Below are 19,197 nucleotides of genomic sequence, written 5' to 3' on the forward strand. Positions count from 1 at the left end.
CACTTTTTGCTTGGCTGATGACGGCTGGCCAGCCCACCTCGTGAAAGCGCGAGACCAACCGGCCACCGACCTGCACCGACACCTGGTCCCGCACGCCGCCGCTGCAGATGGGGACCGATCACCAGCATGGTGACCTGCGCCCGGTCGTCGCCGCGTCGGCCTGACCCGCCATACATGGCGGGTGCTCGCAACGACCCCACTACAGTGGTCATCCGCCGTAGGCGGATGACCAAGACGGGAGCGAGTTCGTCGAAGTGAGCAGTCAGATCGGTCCCCTGCTTCGTGGGTTACGGCTGGAGGTGGGGCTGACGCAGGAGCAGTTGGCTCAGCAGGCCGGGCTGGGAGTGCGCACTGTCCAGAGGTTGGAGACCGGCAAGCCCACGGACGTCCGGATGGGAACGGTGCGGCAGGTCGCCCACGCCCTGGCCGACACCTTGGGACGTGATCGCGACGAGGTCTGGCAGGAGCTGCTGACCGCGCACCGCGGCCAGGGTGAAGTCTCCGTCCCTGCTTCCCCCCGGCCTGCCCCCGAGGAGATTCACCGCCCCTCGACCGGACCGGTACCCGAGCCGGTCAGGCCAGGTGGGCGGCCGACCGGGGGCATGCTGGCCGAGGTCGCCGACACGCTGGCCCATGACGTGCGCAGCCGCTGGATACGTGAGGAGGAGCAGCGCCGGATCCATGACCCGTTCCCGCTGCCGGTGCGGTGGCGGTCGGCGCCTGAGGGGCTGTTGGACCACTGGGACAACATCAGCGGCGTTGCGCCGGGGCCCTCGTCGGGCCCGCTGTCCCTGGACGGCGACCTGGCCCAGATCACGGACATCTACCGGCGCATTGGGTCCAGGCGACTTGTAGTGCTCGGCCGAGCCGGTTCCGGCAAGACCATGCTGATGCTGCGGTTCGTCCTCGACTACCTGGGAACGCGGTCCAGCGACGATCCCGTTCCGGTCGTCTTCAGCATCGGATCATGGGACCCGGCCGTGACCGGGCTGCGCGACTGGCTCATCGACCGGTTGCTGCGCGACCACCCGAACCTTGCCGCGCGTACCGCTGGCCGCTCGACCTTGGCAGCCGCTCTGGTCGACGCCGGCTGGATCCTGCCGGTACTCGACGGTTTCGACGAGATCGCCGTGGGACTTCACAGGGCCGCCCTGGCCGAACTCAACGCGATATCCCTGCCCCTGCTTCTGACCAGCCGTACCGAGCAGTTCGCCGATGCGACCGCGATCGGCGTGCTCAGGAAGGCCGCCGGTATCGAACTGACCGACCTGACCACGACCGACCTGGCCCACTACCTGCCGCGCACCGCACGCCCGACCGGGCAGGGCGAGCTGCCAGACCGGGCCGCGACGGTGTGGGACCCGGTCCTGGACGAGCTGTGCGACCAGCCGAACAGCCCGGCCGGCATCAATCTCACCGCGGTGCTGAGAACCCCGCTCATGGTGCTGCTCGCCCGGACCCTCTACAGCGACACCCCGGGCCAGGACCCCGCCGACCTCCTGGACACCGCCCGCTTCCCGACATCGGAAGCCATCGAAGAACACCTGCTGGCCGACTTCGTCCCCACCGTCTACGCCCGACACCCGCCGGCCCGGCCTGACGCCGCTACTTTGCGCCCGCGCCGGACCTGGGACGCACAACGCGCCCAGCGGTACCTGGGCCACCTTGCCGGGCACCTCGACCGGCCCGGGCAGCGCGACCGCCAGGACCTGGCATGGTGGCAGCTGTCCAGCGCGCTGAGCCTGCCCTCTCGCATCCTCGCCATCGTCCTGGCCTGCACCGCAGTCATGACCGGGTCCACCATCCTCGCGACCAGCGCCCTGGAACTGACCAGCATCAACCGCCCGCTCAATCTGAGCGCCAGTCTTCTCGGCGGACTCGTGCTCGGCCTGAGCACCGGCCTGGCCTTGGGACTCCTCTACGGGATCGCCGTCGTGTTCGGAAAGGAAGCGTTCAACCCGTCCCGCGTGCGGCTGAAGCTACCGATCGGAGGCAGACAGAAGGCCGGTACACCCAGCCGCAGACTCCCAACCGCGTTCGGCGCGGGATTGCTGGTCGGCCTCGCCGCGGGCTTGTCGTACATACCCGCCCACTACGTGCTGCTGTTCCCGGGGGTGGTTGACGGGGCGCAGCTCGAAATCCAAGCGCCAGTCGAAACCGTACTGATCCGCTCGCTCCTGTACGCGTCCATCTACGGAACGGCGGGAAGCCTGGCGCTGGGGCTCATGGCTACCCTGGAGACACCACTCGATGTCGGATCCGCCGCGACCCCGGCAGGCCTGCTGGCCATCAACCGCAATACGGTCATCCGCCAGGCCCTGCTTGTCGCGCCGGTGATCACCATCGCCGTCGCGGGTACCTACCAAGTACTGGAAGGCTCTTCCGTCCAGGGCTTGTTGGGACCACCAGAGGTGCCTTGGGAATGGCTGGCACGCGGGGGCGAGTGCGGGCTCGCCGGCACCCTCTCCTATGTCCTCGCGTTCACCGCCTGGGGCCAATGGGTGCTGTTCACCCGCATCGCGCTCCCCCTGACGGGCCGACTCCCCTGGGCAACCATGGCCTTCCTCGACGACGCCTACCACCGAGGAGTTCTCCGCCAGGTCGGAGCCGTCTACCAGTTCCGCCACGCCCGGCTCCAAAGCCACCTCAGTTCTGTTCCCCACACCTCGGGACACGGGTGACCAGTGACCTCGGTGCCTGCTTCCCCGGTCATCTAGCACGTCTTTGCAGCGGCCCCCGCCGGAGGAGCGGGGGCCGCTGTGGGGTCAGCCGGTGAAGTCCCCGTAGTGGTCGAACTCGCCGGCCTTGACGCCCTGCAGGAACTTGGCGAACTTCACCGGGGTGGTACGGACGATGACGTCGCCGTCGTCGGACTCGCGGAGCTCGACAAGCCCATCGACCGTACGTACCTCGACACACTCGTTGGAAGCACCGCTGTAAGTGGACTTCTGCCACGGGGACTTACTCATACTTACTCTTCATCTCATCTCTGATCGATCGGATGAACCTACGTGACTCATCATCCGACAAGGCGACAGAGCCAAGGCGCGTGAAGGTTGCCCGATGGCTAGCCAGGTCTGCTGGGGCATCGAAGAACAGGACGCCAAGCGCCGTATCCATCTCCAGAGTCGCGAGCTCTGGCACCACCGCATCAGCAAACATGACGTTCTCGCCAGAGCCGGGGAAGGTGTCCATGTCGAACGGCACAACTCGGACCGAGATCCCCTCCACCTCCGACTCCTCTATGAGGCTGTCAAGTTGAGCTGCAAGTACCTCGGGTCCGCCGAACTGCATCCGCAGGGCAGCTTCATGGATGAACGAGACATACGGCGTCCCGTTGGCACGGATGGCACGTTGGCGCTGCACTCGGAAGGAGGTCCTGGCGTCGATGTCATGACGAGGCAGCGGCGGCGTGACTCGCGCGAACATAGCAGAGGCATATTCCGAGGTCTGCTGCAAGCCAGGGACATAGGTAGTCGCCCAGGTGTAGAGCTTGTGAGCGTGAGCCTCCATCTCCGCTACTTCCAGGAAGTCCGTGGGCAGCACCCCGCGATACTCCTCCCACCAGCCCTTTCCGGGCGTGGCAGCAAGGTCAGCGAGGGCCTCGATGAGTGGCCGGTTGACACACTTGCAGGCGGCCGCGATGGTCAACAGCCGGTCCACGCTGATGTTGGTCTTTCCGTTCTCCATCTGCGTCACGTAGGCCGAAGCAACACCGAGCTGGCGAGCGAGTTGACTACCTCCGATGCCGGCATGTTCGCGCATCCGTCGCAGCTCAGTACCCAGGCGGCGCTGACTGAGCGTGGGGTTGTGGCGACCGGGCATGGCATCCTCTCGGCGATTCGTGAGATCAGTGTGCCAAGTTGGGCGTGAACGAGGCCATCCATCACCCGAGAGAGGGAACCTTCTCCGAACCGGCTTAAGTTTAACTTCGCGTGCACTATGGTCGATGCCATACCGATCCGACGGACCGTCAGTAACGCCTTCCACCAGGGCAGTAGGCGCCCGCTGCCCCCGCACCGCAGAGCAACCAGACGCGGCAACCAGCCCCGTCCTGGCCTGGCTCACGGCGACGCACCCGCCGACGGATGACACCCATCACAGCACATCCCGGAGGTTCCCCATGTGTACCTTCACCCTGCCCAACGAGCCCCAGAACCCGCAGAACGCCACCACCCCGGTGCCGCCCGACTGGTCCGCCGCCCGCGACGAACTGCGCGAGCTGATGACCAGCGCCCACTGGCCCATCGACCTGATCCACGATGCCGAACTCGCCCTCCACGAGCTCTTCGTGAACGCATGGAAGCACGGCGGCAGTCCCGCGCCCATCGTGGTGGTCGCGCTCCTCGTCGACCGTACCCTGCGGACCCTCCGTGTCACCGTCGCCGACGACAGCCCGACGTTGCCCGAGCAGCGCACCCGGACCGCCGATCCGTACGAGCTGTCCGGCCGGGGCCTGCACCTGGTCCGCTCCCTCACCCACCGCTTCGGCGCCGAACCGCGCAAGCGCGGCGGCAAGGCGGTCTGGTTCGAGCTGGACGCCGCATGAACCGCCACGCCCTCGGGCTCGTCCCCCAGCTTCCGCACGTCGAGCGAACCACCGTCGCCCACCTGACCGTTGACGCCGTCGCCGACGCCACCCTCCAACTCCGCGCCGCCGTCGACCTCGACGTCCACGTCGGCCCCGGCGAACACCTCGCCCTCCCCCTGACCCACCACCAGGCCGAGGACCTCCTCCAGGACCTCGCCGCCCACCTCGGCCACCGTGTCATCGGAATCGTTCGCCGATGATCCGAGCGGCTCTCGCCATCCTCCTCACCGCCGCCCTCGTCAACACCATCCTCGGCGCCCTGGTCACCCTCAAGATGCCCAGACTCGACGAGTAGCCCAGTCCCCCCGGAGCCCCGAGTCGCCCACCGACTCGGACGGGGACTGTCACCACCCGCACCTACGCTCCGACCTCATGAGCATCCTCGGAATCTACGCCCGTCTGACCCCTGCCGAACTTGCCCGTACCATCGGCGACCCAACGTGGGAGTCCATCGAGGAGATCATCAGCGCCGAGACCGACGGGCCCGACGCAGCCCAACCTCGCCGCCTCGACATCGACAGGGCATGGGACATCCTGCGCCATCTGCTGGAGCGGATCGACCTCCCCACCGCCATCGTCTTCGGTGAGCAGGAGATCCCTGGCGCCAACGCCGAGGACTGGGGTTACGGGCCGCCCCGCTACCTCACCCCGGAGCAGGTCCGCACCTCTGCGGCAACGCTGGCTGCCACCCCGGGCGACAAGCTGATCGAAGGCGTCACCGCAGCGGAGCTCGTCCAAGCCGAGCTCTACTCGGTCGTCGAGGAGGACGAAGCCGAGCAGTGGCTGACAGCCATCGTCCACACCTACCAAGCCCTCGCACGGTTCTTCGAGTCCGCAGCCCACAGTGGCGATTCGATCGTCGTCTGGTTCTCCTGACGCACTGCCAACCCAACCGTCCTCCAGGACTGTTCGACGGGCGCAAGTGGCTGGCTGTCCCCCTGTTGCCTGCGTACGCACCGGAGTTGAACCCGGTCGAGTGCCTCTAGTGTGCTGCGCCAGAAATCACGAGGGTAAGTTGATACTCTTTTATGGTGTCGCATCCTGGGCCTTCTGCTGTGTCGATCGCGCTGTCTGACGATGAGCGTGCCGAGTTGCTGCGTCGGGCGGGCTCGTGGGACCGGAGAGCTGCGGAGCGGGCCCGGATCATTCTGGCGTGTGCTGACGGCATGTCGAATGCCGCTGTGGGGCGGCTTGTTGACGTCCAGGCCAAGACGGTGGGCAAGTGGCGTCGCAAGTTCGCAGCCGAGGGGCTGCCCGGTCTGCAGGACGAGGGCCGCATCGGCCGGCCCAAAGCCGATCTGGTCCTGAGCGACGCCGAACGGGACCAACTGGTGCGCTGGGCGAGGCGGGCGAAGACCGCTCAGTTCCTCGCCCTGCGGGCCAAGATCGTGCTGCGGTGCGCGGAGGGCGGGACCAACAAGCAGGCCGCGATGGACCTTGGCGTCGACGAGACGACCGTGGAGCGCTGGCGGGCCCGCTTCATCGCCAAGCGCCTGGACGGCCTGCAGGACGAGCCGCGACCCGGCCGGCCGCCGTCGATCCTGCTCGACCAGGTCGAAGATGTCGTCGTCGCGACGCTGGAGTCCACGCCGGGCAGCGACACGCACTGGTCGCGGGCCTCGATGGCCGCCCGTACCGGGCTGTCGAAGTCGACCATCGGGCGGATCTGGAGGAAGTTCGACCTCAAGCCGCACCTGCAAGACTCGTTCAAGCTGTCCACCGACCCGCAGTTCGTGGACAAGGTCGTGGACGTCGTCGGGCTCTACCACAACCCGCCCGAGAAGGCGGTCGTGCTCTGCGTCGACGAGAAGAGCCAGATCCAGGCGCTGGACCGGTCCCAGCCGGTCCTGCCGATGATGCCGGGCATGCCCGAACGCCGCACACACGACTACCTGCGGCACGGCATCACCAGCCTGTTCGCCGCTTTCAACATCGCCGACGGCACCGTCATCAGCGAACTGCACCGGCGCCACCGGGCCTTGGAGTTCAAGAAGTTCCTGGTCACGATAGACAAAGCGGTCCCTGCCGAGCTGGACGTGCACCTGGTGTGCGACAACTACGCCACCCACAACACCGCCGAGATCAGAGCCTGGCTGGAACGGCACCCGCGCTTCCATGTGCACTTCACCCCGACCGGCTCGTCCTGGATCAACCAGGTCGAGCGCTGGTTCGGCCTGCTGACGGACAAGCTGATCCGGCGAGGCGTCCACACGTCCGTCAAGGCTCTCGAAGACGACATCAAGGCCTGGATCGACACCTGGAACCAGGACCCGAGACCGTTCACCTGGACCAAGACAGCCGACGAGATCCTCAAATCCCTCGCCGACTACCTCGCCAAGATCAACCAGCCTGGCACGCCATCAGAGAAGTAATTGCCCTCGTGATTTCTGGCGCAGCACACTAGTGCTGTGACCGCGTAGGTTCGCCGGGTTAAGGTCGAGCTGTGCTTCACCCCGACCTACGCATCCTGGGCCAACCCGACCCTGGCCAACTCCCACCATCGCAGCCACCCCACACAAACCCAGGCACTGCACCGCTACCTGCGCTGGCGCAACGCCAACGCCCGCCACCCCGACGTACTTGCCGCCCAACGCAAGGAACGCGCCCACATCCGCGGTGAGAAGGGCATCCCCTGGGGCGGCCGCCCCCTCAACGCCGCAGCCCGACCGACCGCGAACCGCAGCCCCGGAGTGCCGAAAGGGACAAGTTCACGAGAAGGACAGCGACAGCAGGACGACTCAGGAGGCGGACGGCTCGATCTCCCCCGCAAAGACGATGACCTGGTCGATGCGGCTCCGCCGCAGATGGACGATGTCCGTTCCCGCCAGGCGGGGGCCTCCATCCGGCGTGGTGAAGACCCACTGGTACCGGGCCCACTCGTCAGGCATGTCCACCGCTGAGCACCGCGCCATCGTGCCGGTCCCCGCCGGGTGGCGCCGGATGTCCAGCACGAACCGCTCGACCGCCGCGATTCCTTCGCTGCGACCCAACGGCCCCCAGAAGACCACGTCTGAGGTCAGGGCCTGGGAAAGCAGGGCAGTCACATAGCTGTCGTCCGAGGCGTTGAACGCGGAGATGAACGTGTCGATCGCGGAACGTGCCGTCTCTTCCTGCATGCCCCAGTAATACCAGCCGTTGCGCGTGAGCAATACCAGCCGTTGCGCGTGCGCTCGTCCCGCGAGCCGCCTTCCGATCACGGTGGACCATCCCGGTCACAGCACCAGGAAGCCTGGGACCGGTAGCGATCGGTAAGGCTCCGAGCCGGGCGTGACGTGCCCGGTGCGTGTTCCTCACAGATCGGTAGCCCGTTCGTGGCGGGGCTCGTACATGCCCAGCTCGCCGCCGCCCGGCAGACGGAGCCTGGTCAGCCGCCCCCAGCGGGCGTCGGTGACCGGCTGGATGAATTCCACTCCCTTCGCGGCCAGAGTCCTCACCGTTGCGTCGACGTCGTCGCACATCAGGTAGAGCTCCTGCGCTTTGGGGCCCTCGGTGGGATGCACGGCGATCTCGGTCGGCGGAAGCTTGAAGATCAACCAACCAGCGCCCGCATCGACATGCGGATACTCCAGCACGTCCCTGAAGAAGGCCCGGTCCGCTTCCGCGTCACGGCTGTAGATGATGACGTGTCCGCCAGTGATCATGCGGTCAGGCTACGTCCTGGCGTGAACAATGTGCTCCTGCGACGCGGTACCGAGTGTCTGGCACGGCGTCCGGCACCCTCACGGCTTCATGGCCGGAACCGGGCCCTCCCCCTCCCCCGACACCGTCAACGTCACCTCGACGAGTCGAGGCCATCGTCATCAGCTCGGCCGGTAGTAGGCGTCGATGGGGCCGCGGGCCTCGTCGAACAGGGCCGGGCCGTCCTGCACCACCGTCGGCCAGGCACCCGATTGCGGGTTGAGTTCGACGAGTTGCTCGGTGGAGAGCGCGTAGACGACCCGGCCGATGCCCGAGCGGACGAGTCCGCCGGCGCACATGCCGCACGGCTGGCAGCTGGTGTACATGGTGCTGCGGGCTGCCGTGCCCGGGTCGAGCTCGCGGGCCGCCCAGCGGGCCAGCTTCAGTTCCGGGTGGGCGCTGATGTCGTTGTCGCGGCGCACCGTGTTGTGGGCCTCGGCGAGGACCGTGCCGTCCGGGCCGGCCAGCAGGGAGCCGTACGGTGCGTCGCCGTGGGCGATGGCGGCGGCCGCGATGCCGATCGCGCGGCGCAGGAGTGTCTCGTCGGCGGTGGTGATCACGATGCCGTCTTCCAGTGGGTGGCGACCTCGGTGAGCGCCCGCCAGGCCGTGTCGGGCCGGCGGGTCGCTTCCGGATCTCCGTGGTAGGGGTCGAGTACGACGGTGTCGGCGCCGAGCAGGCGGAGTTGCTCCAGGTCGTCGAGGATCTGCTCGATGGTGCCGACGCCGGCGAGCCGCTCGGGGTCGTCGACCGGGGTTTCGGTCACCCGCAGGGCGATGCGGGGTGCGAACGCCGGCAGCGAATGGTCCGTCAGGATCGTGCGCATCCGGGCCACGGAGAGCCGCAGCGGGTGCCAGGCGTCACCGAACCTGGCGGCGCGTCGGAGCGCCGCCGCGCTGTGGCCGCCGACCCAGACGGGAACCGGGGCGGCGCCGGGCTCGGCCTCGGCCTCGGTCTCGGTCTCGGTGCGCCAAACCTCCCGCAGGGTGGCCAGGTACTCGTCGGTCAGCCGGCCGCGCGCGGTGAACGGCACGCCGAGCGCGCCGAACTCCTGGCGGGCCCAGCCGACGCCGACCCCGAGCACGAACCGGCCGCCGCTGAGCCGGCTGAGGCTGGTGGCCATCCGCGCCACCAGCAGCGGATGCCGGTACGGCAGGATCAGCACGGTGGTGCCGAGGCGCACCGTGCTGGTGACCCCGGCCAGCCAGGACAGCGTGGTGAACGGCTCGTAGAACGGATCCGGGTACCGCTCGGCCACGTCCGGGGTGATGACCACGTGATCCGACACCATGAGGAGGTCGTAGCCGAGCCCCTCCGCGATCCGCGCCCATTCGCGCAGCATGCCGGGATCGGTGCCGGGCCCGAAGTTCGGTACGTTGACGCCAAGTTGCATGATCGGAGGCTATCGCGGCGATCATCGCGCACGGAACCGATCATTCCCGGCGTTGGCAGTGTTCTTCCGTGATTCTGCCGGTAGAGTCGCGATATGGCCGTGAATCTTGACGACACCGACTGGGCGATCATCGGGCAGCTGCAACGCGAGGCCCGAATCTCCCTCAGCGAGCTGGGGCGGCGGGTGAAGCTCAGCCCCTCGGCTACCACGGAACGGGTGCGGAATCTGGAGTCGCTGGGCGTCATCACCGGCTACCACGCCGTGGTGGACCTGGCCAAGGTGGGCTATCCCGTGCTCGCCGTCGTCCGGCTGAAGTACCCGGGCAACCGCCACCAACCGCTGCGCCGGCTGCTCACCGAGCGACCGGAGATCCTGGAATGCCTGCGCACGACCGGCGACGACTGCTACACCCTGAAGGTGGCCGCGACCTCCATGGAGCATCTGGAGACGCTCGTGGACGAGTTGGCCGGCTTCGGCAGCACGACCACCAGCATCGTCTACAGCCACACGCTGCCCTACCGCGGCCCCGACCAGCCCTGACCCCTGACCCCTGGCCCCGACCCCTGTGCCCTGGCCCCTGACGATCCGACGCCGCCAATGGCCGCCCGGGCGAAGCCGGCGCACCCACCGAGGGAGACAACCCCCGTGCCCGATCCCGTAGTTGCGATCTTCTCCCTCGGCGGCACCATCGCCATGACCACCGATCCGGCCACCGGCGGCGTGGTGCCCGCCCTGTCCGCCCAGGAGCTCCTCGACGCCGTCCCCGCCCTCCAGGGCCTCCCCCTCGACCTCCGCGTCCACGACTTCCGCCGCCTCCCCGGCGCCTCCCTCACCTTCGACGACATCACCGCCCTCTCGTCAGCCATCACAACCGCCTTGCAAACCGGGTGCGTTGGCGCAGTCGTCACCCAGGGCACCGACACCATCGAGGAGACCGCCTACCTCCTCGACCTCCTCCACTGCGGCGACGCACCCATCGTCGTCACCGGCGCCATGCGCAACCCCACCCAGCCCGGTGCGGACGGCCCGGCCAACCTGCACGCAGCCGTCATCGCCGCCGGCTCGCCCCAACTGCGCGGCGCCGGCGTCGTGGTGGTCCTCAACGACGAGATCCACGCGTCCCGCACCGTCCGCAAGTCGCACTCCACCAGCCCGGCCGCCTTCACCTCTCCGGCCACCGGCCCGCTGGGTCGCCTGTACGAGGGCCGCGTCCACCTCCACTCACCACTGGCACAACGCACGGTCACCCCAAGCGAGTTGACCAACCCTGCACCCCGCGTCGGCCTCTACACCGCAACGCTCGGCGACGACGGCACCCTCCTCGCCGCCATGGCCGACGCCTGCGACGGGCTCGTCATCGCCGCCTTCGGAGTCGGCCACGTCCCGCAGGACTTCGTCGCCGTCCTGGAGCGAACCGCCGCCCGCATCCCCGTGGTCCTCGCCAGCCGGATCGGCAACGGGCCGGTCCTGCAAGCGACTTACAGCTTCCCGGGATCGGAGAAGGACCTCCTGCAGCGCGGCCTGATCCGAGCCGGCCACCTCGACCCCTACAAGGCCCGCCTCCTCATCCACGTCCTGCTCGCCCAGGGCCGAACCAGCACCGAGATCGCCGACGCCTTCCACACCACCGCCGCCCACTGAGCCGCTCGCCGGCAGCCGCAACCGACCGCCATGGGCCTTCTGAGCCGTGATCACATGACGGCGGGAAAGCGGCTGGTGAGCCGATGATCAAGCTGATAGCTTTCAGTCGACCGTGAGACCGCCCGAGGAGGTGAGACCCCATGAACGCTGTATCGACGTGGGTGCTCCCCGTTCCCGTCACGGCCGGGCGGCTGACGTAGCTGTCGCCGGGAGCGCCTCGACAACAAGGCCCTCCCGAAAGGCAACAGCTATGTACTCTCTCCACTTCACTGCCGAGTCGGCGTCGAACGGCATGGTCGAGCGCGACTTCACCGTGGGCGGCGTCCCCGGCATCCCTGGCGTCCCCGGTGTCCTCTGGTCGCCGGCCTCCGACGCAGCCGACCACGCGCCCCTGATCCTGATGGCCCACGGTGGCGGCAACCACAAGAAGCACCCGGCGATGTCGGGCCGCGCCCAGCGCCTGGTGGCCGGCTGCGGCTTCCACGTCGCCGTCCTCGACGCGCCCGGTCACGGCGACCGGCCGCGCACGGCGCACGACGACGCCGAAATCGCCGAGCTGTTCCGGGCCCGGGCGGCGGGCGAGCCGGAAGGCCCGATCGTCGTGCGCTACAACGACCACCTGGCGGAGCTCGCCGTGCCCGAGTACCGGGCGGCCCTGGACGCCCTCCAGGAGCTCCCGGAGATCGGCACCGATGGTCCGGTCGGCTTCTGGGGCATCAACATGGGCACCGCGATCGGCATCCCCTTCGTGGCGGTCGAACCCAGGATCACCGCCGTGGTCTTCGGCCAGCACTGGCCCGACACCCTGGCCGAGAAGGCGCGGCAGATCACCATCCCGATCGAGTTCGACCTGCAGTGGGATGACGAGCACATCTCGCGCGAGGCCGGTCTCGCGCTGTTCGACGCCTTCGCCTCGAAGGAGAAGTCGCTGCACGTGAACTCGGGCAAGCACAAGGAGCTGCCCAGGTTCGAGGCGGACAGCGCGGTCCGCTTCTTCGCCCGGCACTTCGGCCGACCGGTCGTGTCGCCGGCCTGACCTGCGCGGTCGCGGCGCCCGGCTCACCGGCCGGGCGCCGCGCTGGCGCCCATCCCCGTTCAGGATCCGACGCACCCTGATCCCACACACCGTCAGACCTCCTCATCCCCATGACCATTGGACTGAACGAGTGGAGGCCGCGCCGCATCAGCGGTAGACCACCCGTTCAGCCGGACAGTCAATGTGCCTTGACGCCGATAAGAGGTGACACGAACTGTCCGCTTTGCTCCAGGGGATGATCGGCGATGCTCAGAAGGACCTTTCTCCGCGCCGGCTCGGTGACCGGTGCGCTGCTGGCCGGCGGTCTGCGAGCCGCACCGGCCGAAGCCCTCGCGCGGCGGGACCTGCCGCCGCGGATCCTGCCCAACCTGTTCCTGAACCCGATCGGGGACAGCGCCGCCATCCCCCGCTTCGTGAACACGCTCCCGCTGCCCACGCGGATCGACGCGCAGCACACGGACCGGATCGACATCGTGATGCGGCCGACCGTGCAGGACGTCATCGGTGGCGGCCTCGGACTGCGGACACCGGTGTGGGGCTACGGGCTGCACACCCCGCACGGCCCAGCGCAAGTGTCCTACCCCGGTCCCACGATCGTGGTCCGCAAGAACCGCCTTCTGAAAGTGAACTGGCTGAACGACCTACCCGCCCAGCACATGCTGCCGGTTGATGACAGCATCCACTGGGCGGGCTATCCCACCGAGGAGGGCGGGGGTGTGCCCACGGTGGTGCACCTGCACGGCGGCCACACCGAGGCGAGGTCCGACGGCCACGCCGAGGCCTGGTACACCAGCCCCGCGACCGGCCACACCGGACCGGCCTACCAGACGACCCTGTACCACTACGAGAACAGCCAGGAAGCAGCCACGCTGTGGTACCACGACCACGCGATCGGCCTCACCCGCTTGAACGTCTATGCGGGCCTGGCCGGGTTCTACCTGCTGCGGGACGAGAACGAAGACGAACTGGTCAAAGACCATCTGCTGCCGACCGGTCCACATGAGCGGGAGATCGTCCTCCAGGACCGGTACTTCTATCCGAACGGTCACCTGGCCTACCCGGACCAGGGTGCCGAGCAGAAGGCGCCGCCCTCGATCTTCACCGGCTTCACAGGAGACGTCGGGGTGGTCAACGGGGTCGCCTGGCCGCATCTGGACGTCGAGCCCCGCATGTACCGCCTGCGGGTGCTCAACGGCTCCAACGCCAAGACCTTCGATCTGCGCATGGTCGGGCCGGAGCTTTCACGGAATCCGTGGCCGCTCCCCGTGTACCAGATCGCCACGGACGGCGGCTTCCTGGAGCGGCCGCTCCGCCTGACCGACCCGCTGCCGCTGTCCCCGGCCGAACGCGTCGACCTCGTGGTCGACTTCACAGGCATGGTGGACGGGGAGTACACCCTCACCCACGACGCCAGCACCCCCGGCACGACGGACGCCCTCCCGTTCATGAAGTTCCGCGTCAACCAACCCCTGAACCGTGCCTGGCCGACGACCCGCCTGCCGAAGAGGCTGCGCCCGAAGCCGTTCCGGATCACCGAGTCGGCGACGGTCACACGCAAGGTCCTGCTGTCGTTCACCAAGGACGAGCTCCAGCGGTTCAAACTCATGCTGGGGACCGTGAAGGACGGCCGACTGACCTGGGACGACCCGGCCACCGAGACGCCCGTCCTGGGCGCCACGGAGATCTGGGAGATCTACACCACCATGGGGGCACGCACCCCATCCACCTCCACCTCGTCGAGTTCGAGGTGCTCGGCCGGTGGCCCTTCACCGCGGAGGTGAAGGACGACGGTTCCCTCACGGACATCAAGGTGGACGAGGCCCACGGACAGGAGCCGTTCCCGACCGAACGCGGCCCCAAGGACACCGTGCAGGTGCCCAAGGGCATGGTCACCAGGGTCAAGGCCACCTTCGACAAGCCGGGTATGTACATGTGGCACTGCCACATCCTCGAACACGAGGACCACGAGATGATCCGGCCGTTGGAAGTCCACTGACCTACGCACCAATCGCACATCCCCGACCCCGCGTCCCGGACCTCGGGCCTCGGAACTCGGGCCTCCCCGAAAGGACTTCCCGCATGCGTAGGCTCATCAGCGCATTCGCCACCGCCGGGTGCACCGCCGCCCTGATGCTGCTGCCGGCCGCAACGGCCCATGCCACGCCGGCCGGCTGCGTCTACAGCGACTCCACGGCGATCACTGCGGCCGACCCGACGGCCGTCACCAGCCTCACCTTCCCCGAAGGCGCCATCAACCCCGAGGGCCAGGTCTGCCACCACGGCACCTGGGTGGGCCCCAGCATCGACGACGGCAGCTACGACAGTGGCACCGGCGCCTGACCGCCACTGACACCTGCGATGCAGGGCACTCTCGCCGGGTGGACTGGGTGACCTGCATCACCTCTCGTCACAACCCTTGCTGCTGCGGTGTCTTGAGGCCGACCCCTTGGAAGCGAAGGAGCGCCTCATGAACCTCGCACTCTGGATCGCCGCCGGCCTGCTCGCCCTGGTCGCCCTGGCCGGCGGCGTCAGCAAGACCTTCGTGCCGAAGGCGAAGCTGGCCAAGGCCCATGGCGGGGAATGGGCCGGGGACGCCGGCACCGGCTTCGTCAAAACCCCGGGGATCCTCGAACTCCTCGCCGCAGTCGGCCTGGTGGCGCCCGCCGCGCTCCACATCGCGCCGGCCATGGTGCCGGTGACCGCCGTCTGCTGGGTCCTGCTGATGGTCGGCGCGATCATCACCCACCGCCGCTACGACGGGCAGGCCAAGTTCGTCGCGCTGAACCTGAGCTACCTCGTCCTCGCGGCATTCATCGCCCTCGGCCGCTCCTGACCCGCGCCCGATCCGCCAACTGCGCCAACCACCGCAGAGCCAACGCACCAAGGCACCCGCCGCCGCAATGGCAGCATGGGCGCAACAGCGATCATGAGGGGGATTGACCGAAGAATGGGCACCCACGCCACCTCCGACCCGGCCACCGACGCCTTCGTGGCCCACCGCAACCTGCTCTTCACCGTCGCCTACGAGATGCTCGGCTCGGCGGCCGATGCCGAAGACGTCCTCCAGGAAACCTGGTTGAGGTGGGTCAAGGTCGACCTGGCACAAGTGCGGGAGCACCGCGCCTACCTGGTGCGGATCACCACCCGCCAGTCGCTCAACCGGCTGCGCACCATGACGCGCCGCAAGGAGGCGTACGTCGGCCCATGGCTGCCCGAACCCATGCTCACCGCGCCCGACGTGGCCGAGGACGTCGAACTGGCGGAGAGCATGTCGATGGCGCTGATGCTCGTCCTCGAAACGCTGTCGCCGACCGAGCGCGCCGTCTTCGTGCTGCGCGAGGTCTTCGACGTCGGCTACGACGAGATCGCGGCCGCCGTCGACAAGAGCCCCGCGGCCGTCCGCCAGATCGCACACCGCGCCCGCCGGCACGTCGATGCGCGCCGGCCTCGCGAGACGGTCTCCGCGAGCAGGACCAAGGCTGCCCTTGAGTCGTTCCAACACGCGCTCGCCACCGGCGACTTGCAGGGCTTCCTCGACGTGCTCGCCCCCGAGGTCGTCATGATGAGCGACGGCGGCGGCATCAAGCAGGCCGTGCCGCGCCCGATCACCGGCGCCGACAAGGTGGCCCGCCTCATCATCGGCGGCACCGCCAAGTCCCATGCCACGCTCACCACTTCGCTCACCATGGTCAACGGCAGCCCCGCTCTCGCCCTGCACCTGGACGGCGAGCTCGACGGCGTGATGGCGGTCCGGCTGGACGGCGACCGCATCAGCGGCCTCTACTACGTCCGCAACCCGGAGAAGCTGACCCGCGTCGGAACGGAGACCGCGCTCTCCCTGCGCTGAACGCGAAGGCGGGGTAACTCCGGAACCTCTCCGCAGAGTTGCCCCGCCTCCCCATCTCCGCCTCTCACTCCTCGGCGATGAAGTCGCCCTGGAGGTTCTCCTTGGCCCACGCCTTGGCCTGCTCCGCCTCGGCCTCACGCTGTGCGGTGATGATCACCCGGTTCCCATCGGGGTCGTCGATGGTCACATCAGTGGTGAACCACAGCGTGTCCGTGGGACCTTCAATGCGGGCACCCTCCGGAGCGGCGGCCCGGAGCGCGGTCGCCAGCGCTGCCACGTCCTGGCCGCCGGCGTTGAAGCTCACCGTCACGCTGCCGCGCGACGCCGTGCCGGGGACGAGCAGGATGTCCTGGTACTTCATCCGCCGCAGGTGCACCAGCGCGGGGACCCCCTCCGGGCCCGGAATGGTCGCGATGGAGACGAACCCGACGGCGTGGTAGAACGCCTCGGCCGCCAGGATGTCCGCAACCTTGAAGCTGGCGAACATCGGCATGGGGTAGATGGTCCGGTCGACAACCGGTGCAGTGGTATCGGTCATGCCCCGGAACGTATGACCTGACGCTACGTCAGGGTCAAAGCCCACCACCCCACGCAACGCCTCCGCGCTCCCTGGCCCCAAAGCGGCTGCCCCGCCCCGTCACGCCACCCGCGGTTCCCGCTTCCGCCCCCGCCCACGGCGCGCGCGGCGTTCGCGGGTCGGGTGCTCCGCGGCCGACGGAGCCACCTGGATCCGCAGCTCGAGTGGCAGCTCGCCGCCCACCGCGGCGCACGCGTGCGCCAGTGGCCCGTCCCGGAAGGCCGTCACCGCTGCCGAGGGGTCGCTGCCCGGCTCCAGGAGCAGCTGTGCCCGCAGGCGGGCCCGGTGGGGGCTCCCGAACAGGCGGACCCGGGCTGCCGTCACCTCCGGCAGGTGCAGCGCTGCGTCCTGCACCGCGCTGGCCAGCGCCGCGCCCCGCAGGCGCAGCCGCAGGACGGGTCCCCCACCAGGCCCACTCCCGCCGCCACCCGTCGGCAGCTCGAACTCGGCGGGCGTGGACTGCCGCAGTTGCGCGGCCAGCCAGCAGACCGACAGCACCACCAGCAGCGCGAGGCCCGCCACCACCGCCGGCCACCACCAGCCGCGGTCGCGCCAGCGGGTGCGGGAGGCGTTGCTGAGCAGCGGCTGGTGCGGCGAGGTGAGCGGCCACCAGGAGGGCGGGGTGACCCCCAGCCGGTGGTAGGCGTCGAAGCCCCCGGCCAGCACCAGCAGCGCGCCGACCAGCAGCACCAGACCGACCACCGCGAGCAGCACGCGGTTCACCGTGGTCCGATTCACCATCAACCTCCAGCCGTCGGTCAGTGCATGTGCGGCCGGTGCCGGGCCCGCCGCCCGCGCACCGTCAGAGCGGGCGGCCGCACCAGGCCGATCCGGTCCAGCTCCTCGTTCAGCACCACGCGCGCCCGGTCCAGGTCGGCGCTGCCGTGCACGGTGACCCGGGCCCGCCGCCGGCCCACCCGGACCCGGGCGGACGCCACCATGGGCTCCGCGCAGACCCGCCGCTCCAGCAGTGCGGCGACGCCGAGCCGGTCGACCGCCGAGCCGGGGGCCTGGCGCAGCGGCAGCCAGCGCCGCTCCCCCGGTGCCACGGCCAGCACCAGCAGCCACAGGCCGAGCGCGGCCACCACCGCGGCGCCGGCCAGCGCCCAGGGCGAGTCCAGGTGGCGGGTGGACAGCTGGTGGGCGAGCCAGTGGCGCCAGCTGCCGGTGTGGTGGCCGGTCCACTCCGACACCGCGTCATAGAGCAGCGCCCCGGCCCCGGCCAGTACCGCCAGCGCGACCAGCGCCGACACCCGGGTGCGGGGGGAACGCGGACGGCCCGCCTCACCTGGCACTGGACGGCTCCACGGGCACCAGGTGCTCCACCACCACGTCCACCTCCCGCACCTCGATCCCGGTCAGCCCGCCCACCCGCTCGCCCACCTGCGCCCGCACCCGCTCGGCCCAGGCCGCCAGGTCACCGGGGAACGGCAGGTCCAGCCCGACCCACACCCGGGCGCCGCCGCCGAGCACGGCCACCGAGACCCGCGGGTGGCCGCCGACCGGGTCGGGCCCGAGCGCCTCCCGCGCGGCGACCTCGGCGATCCGCTGCAGCACCCGGTCGGCGATCCGCAGTCGGCCGCGTCGGGCGGGCGCGGTGTCCGGGCCGGTGTTCCGCCCCCAGGCGGCCCGCAGGAGCGAGTCCCCCGTCGCCATCAGCGGCGCCGGTCGTGGCTGCGCAGCAGGTCGCCGAGGTCACCCAGGTCGATGTCGCTCTCCATCAGCCGCCCGACCACGAAGCCGACGGCTCCGAGGGCGAGGACCAGCAGGAAGGCGGCGAACCCGCCGAAGTAGCCGGCGAACCCCAGGGCCATGCCGATCAGCAGGCCGAGATGGGCGAGATTCATCAGGTACTCCCGAGGGCTCTGAATGTGTGGCAGTTACTGGACCCGGCCCCGCCGTTCGGAGGAGATCAGCTCCTCTTCCTCCTCGGACTCGTCCGGCAGGTGGACGTCGTTGACCGCGATGTTGACCTCGACCACTTCGAGGCCGGTGAGCCGCTCCACCGCGCTGATGATGTTGCGCCGCACCGCGGCCACCAGCTCGGGGATCACCGCCCCGTACTCGACGATCAGGGCGATGTCGATCGCGGTCTGCCGCTCCCCCACCTCGGCCTTGATCCCGCGCGAGACGCTGGTCCGGCCGCCGGAGGCCCGGTCCCGCATCGCGCCGAGGGTGCGGGCCAGGCCCGAGCCGAGCGCGTGGATCCCGGGCACCTCGCGGGCGGCCATGCCCGCGATCTTCTCGACGACGCCGTCGGCCATCACCGTGCGGCCGCGCTGCTCGGCTCCGGTGTTGCCGTGCGGCGCGTGCGACTTGGTGATCAGATCGGACGGTTTGGGGGTCTCGGGCATGGGGGTGCCTCCAGCGGTGTGGCTCCAGCTATACCGTAATCAGCACTAACTCTGACATTTCGCCACGAAACGTGCCCCTG

The 19,197-nt window shown here is 69.2% G+C and carries 25 protein-coding genes and 1 pseudogene; 14 read left to right on the forward strand and 12 right to left on the reverse strand.

The genetic code is table 11. The features are described from left to right. Positions 1-254 precede the first annotated feature (254 nt). Entirely contained in the window at positions 255-2,681 is a 2,427-nt protein-coding gene (locus E6W39_RS12655; protein WP_141633637.1) for a helix-turn-helix domain-containing protein, read from the forward strand. 84 nt (positions 2,682-2,765) lie between these two features. Here the strand turns inward: E6W39_RS12655 and E6W39_RS12660 are convergent, their stop codons facing one another. Both E6W39_RS12660 and E6W39_RS12665 read right to left on the reverse strand, forming a co-directional pair. Next, on the reverse strand, positions 2,766-2,969 hold the full coding sequence (locus E6W39_RS12660; protein WP_141633638.1) for a DUF397 domain-containing protein: 204 nt from the start codon (positions 2,967-2,969) through the stop codon (positions 2,766-2,768). Next, on the reverse strand, positions 2,962-3,825 hold the full coding sequence (locus E6W39_RS12665) for a helix-turn-helix domain-containing protein (RefSeq protein WP_141633639.1): 864 nt from the start codon (positions 3,823-3,825) through the stop codon (positions 2,962-2,964). The genes E6W39_RS12660 and E6W39_RS12665 overlap by 8 nt, the downstream gene beginning before the upstream one ends. Positions 3,826-4,123: 298 nt before the next feature. On the opposite strand from E6W39_RS12665, the gene E6W39_RS39315 reads away from it, so the two are divergent. The 5 genes and pseudogenes from E6W39_RS39315 to E6W39_RS41490 form a co-directional block, all read left to right on the forward strand. After that, a complete protein-coding gene (locus E6W39_RS39315) occupies positions 4,124-4,549 on the forward strand; it encodes an ATP-binding protein (protein ID WP_181799241.1) in 426 nt (141 codons plus the stop codon). After that, a complete protein-coding gene (locus E6W39_RS12675) occupies positions 4,546-4,791 on the forward strand; it encodes a hypothetical protein (RefSeq protein ID WP_141633641.1) in 246 nt (81 codons plus the stop codon). Before E6W39_RS39315 ends, E6W39_RS12675 begins: the two co-directional genes overlap by 4 nt. A 172-nt stretch (positions 4,792-4,963) precedes the next feature. Then, on the forward strand, positions 4,964-5,467 hold the full coding sequence (locus E6W39_RS12680; protein WP_141633642.1) for a YfbM family protein: 504 nt from the start codon (positions 4,964-4,966) through the stop codon (positions 5,465-5,467). A 179-nt stretch (positions 5,468-5,646) separates the two neighbouring features. Next, positions 5,647-6,963, forward strand: coding sequence for an IS630 family transposase (locus tag E6W39_RS12685; protein WP_141633643.1), 1,317 nt, complete (start codon positions 5,647-5,649; stop codon positions 6,961-6,963). Positions 6,964-7,017: 54 nt separating this feature from the next. After that, a pseudogene (locus E6W39_RS41490) lies at positions 7,018-7,236 on the forward strand (IS630 family transposase); the annotation flags it as partial. 93 nt (positions 7,237-7,329) lie between these two features. Here E6W39_RS41490 and E6W39_RS12695 read toward each other — a convergent pair. From E6W39_RS12695 to E6W39_RS12710, 4 genes are all read right to left on the reverse strand, one after another. Further along, on the reverse strand, positions 7,330-7,707 hold the full coding sequence (locus tag E6W39_RS12695; RefSeq protein WP_141637701.1) for a nuclear transport factor 2 family protein: 378 nt from the start codon (positions 7,705-7,707) through the stop codon (positions 7,330-7,332). A gap of 174 nt (positions 7,708-7,881) precedes the next feature. Continuing rightward, positions 7,882-8,232, reverse strand: coding sequence for a VOC family protein (locus tag E6W39_RS12700; RefSeq protein ID WP_141633644.1), 351 nt, complete (start codon positions 8,230-8,232; stop codon positions 7,882-7,884). A 159-nt stretch (positions 8,233-8,391) separates the two neighbouring features. After that, positions 8,392-8,829 (reverse strand): nucleoside deaminase, encoded by a 438-nt coding sequence (locus tag E6W39_RS12705; protein ID WP_141633645.1) that lies wholly within the window; start codon positions 8,827-8,829, stop codon positions 8,392-8,394. Beyond that, positions 8,826-9,662 (reverse strand): TIGR03619 family F420-dependent LLM class oxidoreductase, encoded by an 837-nt coding sequence (locus E6W39_RS12710; protein WP_141633646.1) that lies wholly within the window; start codon positions 9,660-9,662, stop codon positions 8,826-8,828. The genes E6W39_RS12705 and E6W39_RS12710 overlap by 4 nt, the downstream gene beginning before the upstream one ends. Positions 9,663-9,755: 93 nt before the next feature. Between E6W39_RS12710 and E6W39_RS12715 the strand changes: the two genes are divergently transcribed. The 8 genes from E6W39_RS12715 to E6W39_RS12750 all read left to right on the forward strand — a co-directional run bounded on the left by E6W39_RS12715 (position 9,756) and on the right by E6W39_RS12750 (position 16,186). Next, entirely contained in the window at positions 9,756-10,202 is a 447-nt protein-coding gene (locus E6W39_RS12715; protein WP_141633647.1) for an Lrp/AsnC family transcriptional regulator, read from the forward strand. Between the two features lie 105 nt (positions 10,203-10,307). Continuing rightward, entirely contained in the window at positions 10,308-11,303 is a 996-nt protein-coding gene (locus tag E6W39_RS12720) for an asparaginase (RefSeq protein ID WP_228718121.1), read from the forward strand. Positions 11,304-11,553: 250 nt separating this feature from the next. Further along, complete coding sequence (locus E6W39_RS12725) at positions 11,554-12,339, forward strand: alpha/beta hydrolase family protein (protein WP_141633649.1); 786 nt, start codon at positions 11,554-11,556, stop codon at positions 12,337-12,339. Positions 12,340-12,584: 245 nt separating this feature from the next. Next, complete coding sequence (locus E6W39_RS40385; protein WP_220140208.1) at positions 12,585-14,120, forward strand: multicopper oxidase family protein; 1,536 nt, start codon at positions 12,585-12,587, stop codon at positions 14,118-14,120. Beyond that, positions 14,087-14,335, forward strand: coding sequence for a multicopper oxidase domain-containing protein (locus tag E6W39_RS40390; RefSeq protein WP_220140209.1), 249 nt, complete (start codon positions 14,087-14,089; stop codon positions 14,333-14,335). The genes E6W39_RS40385 and E6W39_RS40390 overlap by 34 nt, the downstream gene beginning before the upstream one ends. An 83-nt stretch (positions 14,336-14,418) precedes the next feature. Beyond that, the gene (locus E6W39_RS12740) at positions 14,419-14,679 is read left to right on the forward strand and encodes a hypothetical protein (protein ID WP_141633650.1); all 261 of its coding nucleotides are present in this window, start codon (positions 14,419-14,421) and stop codon (positions 14,677-14,679) included. Positions 14,680-14,806: 127 nt separating this feature from the next. After that, entirely contained in the window at positions 14,807-15,172 is a 366-nt protein-coding gene (locus tag E6W39_RS12745; protein WP_141633651.1) for a DoxX family protein, read from the forward strand. 114 nt (positions 15,173-15,286) lie between these two features. Beyond that, positions 15,287-16,186, forward strand: coding sequence for an RNA polymerase sigma-70 factor (locus E6W39_RS12750; RefSeq protein ID WP_141633652.1), 900 nt, complete (start codon positions 15,287-15,289; stop codon positions 16,184-16,186). A 64-nt stretch (positions 16,187-16,250) separates the two neighbouring features. Here the strand turns inward: E6W39_RS12750 and E6W39_RS12755 are convergent, their stop codons facing one another. The 6 genes from E6W39_RS12755 to E6W39_RS12780 form a co-directional block, all read right to left on the reverse strand. After that, positions 16,251-16,724, reverse strand: a complete 474-nt coding sequence (locus tag E6W39_RS12755; RefSeq protein WP_141633653.1) for a VOC family protein — start codon at positions 16,722-16,724, stop codon at positions 16,251-16,253. A 99-nt stretch (positions 16,725-16,823) separates the two neighbouring features. Next, entirely contained in the window at positions 16,824-17,504 is a 681-nt protein-coding gene (locus E6W39_RS12760) for an alkaline shock response membrane anchor protein AmaP (RefSeq protein ID WP_141633654.1), read from the reverse strand. A 17-nt stretch (positions 17,505-17,521) separates the two neighbouring features. Next, on the reverse strand, positions 17,522-18,058 hold the full coding sequence (locus E6W39_RS12765) for a DUF6286 domain-containing protein (RefSeq protein ID WP_141633655.1): 537 nt from the start codon (positions 18,056-18,058) through the stop codon (positions 17,522-17,524). After that, positions 18,048-18,419 (reverse strand): Asp23/Gls24 family envelope stress response protein, encoded by a 372-nt coding sequence (locus tag E6W39_RS12770; protein WP_228718122.1) that lies wholly within the window; start codon positions 18,417-18,419, stop codon positions 18,048-18,050. Before E6W39_RS12770 ends, E6W39_RS12765 begins: the two co-directional genes overlap by 11 nt. Continuing rightward, positions 18,419-18,610, reverse strand: a complete 192-nt coding sequence (locus tag E6W39_RS12775) for a hypothetical protein (RefSeq protein WP_141633656.1) — start codon at positions 18,608-18,610, stop codon at positions 18,419-18,421. Before E6W39_RS12775 ends, E6W39_RS12770 begins: the two co-directional genes overlap by 1 nt. A gap of 33 nt (positions 18,611-18,643) precedes the next feature. Further along, positions 18,644-19,117 (reverse strand): Asp23/Gls24 family envelope stress response protein, encoded by a 474-nt coding sequence (locus E6W39_RS12780; protein ID WP_141633657.1) that lies wholly within the window; start codon positions 19,115-19,117, stop codon positions 18,644-18,646. Positions 19,118-19,197: the final 80 nt, after the last annotated feature.

This window comes from Kitasatospora acidiphila (assembly GCF_006636205.1).
Taxonomy (GTDB): domain Bacteria; phylum Actinomycetota; class Actinomycetes; order Streptomycetales; family Streptomycetaceae; genus Kitasatospora; species Kitasatospora acidiphila.

Excerpts from the sequence above, each read along its gene's own strand:
- E6W39_RS12695 (WP_141637701.1), bottom strand. The coding sequence starts at position 7,707 with ATGCAGGAAGAGACGGCACGTTCCGCGATCGACACGTTCATCTCCGCG.
- E6W39_RS12770 (WP_228718122.1), bottom strand. The coding sequence starts at position 18,419 with ATGGCGACGGGGGACTCGCTCCTGCGGGCCGCCTGGGGGCGGAACACC.
- E6W39_RS12660 (WP_141633638.1), bottom strand. The coding sequence starts at position 2,969 with ATGAGTAAGTCCCCGTGGCAGAAGTCCACTTACAGCGGTGCTTCCAAC.
- E6W39_RS12710 (WP_141633646.1), bottom strand. The coding sequence starts at position 9,662 with ATGCAACTTGGCGTCAACGTACCGAACTTCGGGCCCGGCACCGATCCC.
- E6W39_RS12675 (WP_141633641.1), top strand. The coding sequence starts at position 4,546 with ATGAACCGCCACGCCCTCGGGCTCGTCCCCCAGCTTCCGCACGTCGAG.
- E6W39_RS40385 (WP_220140208.1), top strand. The coding sequence starts at position 12,585 with ATGCTCAGAAGGACCTTTCTCCGCGCCGGCTCGGTGACCGGTGCGCTG.
- E6W39_RS12775 (WP_141633656.1), bottom strand. The coding sequence starts at position 18,610 with ATGAATCTCGCCCATCTCGGCCTGCTGATCGGCATGGCCCTGGGGTTC.
- E6W39_RS12780 (WP_141633657.1), bottom strand. The coding sequence starts at position 19,117 with ATGCCCGAGACCCCCAAACCGTCCGATCTGATCACCAAGTCGCACGCG.
- E6W39_RS12715 (WP_141633647.1), top strand. The coding sequence starts at position 9,756 with ATGGCCGTGAATCTTGACGACACCGACTGGGCGATCATCGGGCAGCTG.
- E6W39_RS12750 (WP_141633652.1), top strand. The coding sequence starts at position 15,287 with ATGGGCACCCACGCCACCTCCGACCCGGCCACCGACGCCTTCGTGGCC.
- E6W39_RS12755 (WP_141633653.1), bottom strand. The coding sequence starts at position 16,724 with ATGACCGATACCACTGCACCGGTTGTCGACCGGACCATCTACCCCATG.
- E6W39_RS12740 (WP_141633650.1), top strand. The coding sequence starts at position 14,419 with ATGCGTAGGCTCATCAGCGCATTCGCCACCGCCGGGTGCACCGCCGCC.
- E6W39_RS12725 (WP_141633649.1), top strand. The coding sequence starts at position 11,554 with ATGTACTCTCTCCACTTCACTGCCGAGTCGGCGTCGAACGGCATGGTC.
- E6W39_RS12760 (WP_141633654.1), bottom strand. The coding sequence starts at position 17,504 with ATGGTGAATCGGACCACGGTGAACCGCGTGCTGCTCGCGGTGGTCGGT.
- E6W39_RS12665 (WP_141633639.1), bottom strand. The coding sequence starts at position 3,825 with ATGCCCGGTCGCCACAACCCCACGCTCAGTCAGCGCCGCCTGGGTACT.
- E6W39_RS39315 (WP_181799241.1), top strand. The coding sequence starts at position 4,124 with ATGTGTACCTTCACCCTGCCCAACGAGCCCCAGAACCCGCAGAACGCC.
- E6W39_RS12745 (WP_141633651.1), top strand. The coding sequence starts at position 14,807 with ATGAACCTCGCACTCTGGATCGCCGCCGGCCTGCTCGCCCTGGTCGCC.
- E6W39_RS12680 (WP_141633642.1), top strand. The coding sequence starts at position 4,964 with ATGAGCATCCTCGGAATCTACGCCCGTCTGACCCCTGCCGAACTTGCC.
- E6W39_RS12700 (WP_141633644.1), bottom strand. The coding sequence starts at position 8,232 with ATGATCACTGGCGGACACGTCATCATCTACAGCCGTGACGCGGAAGCG.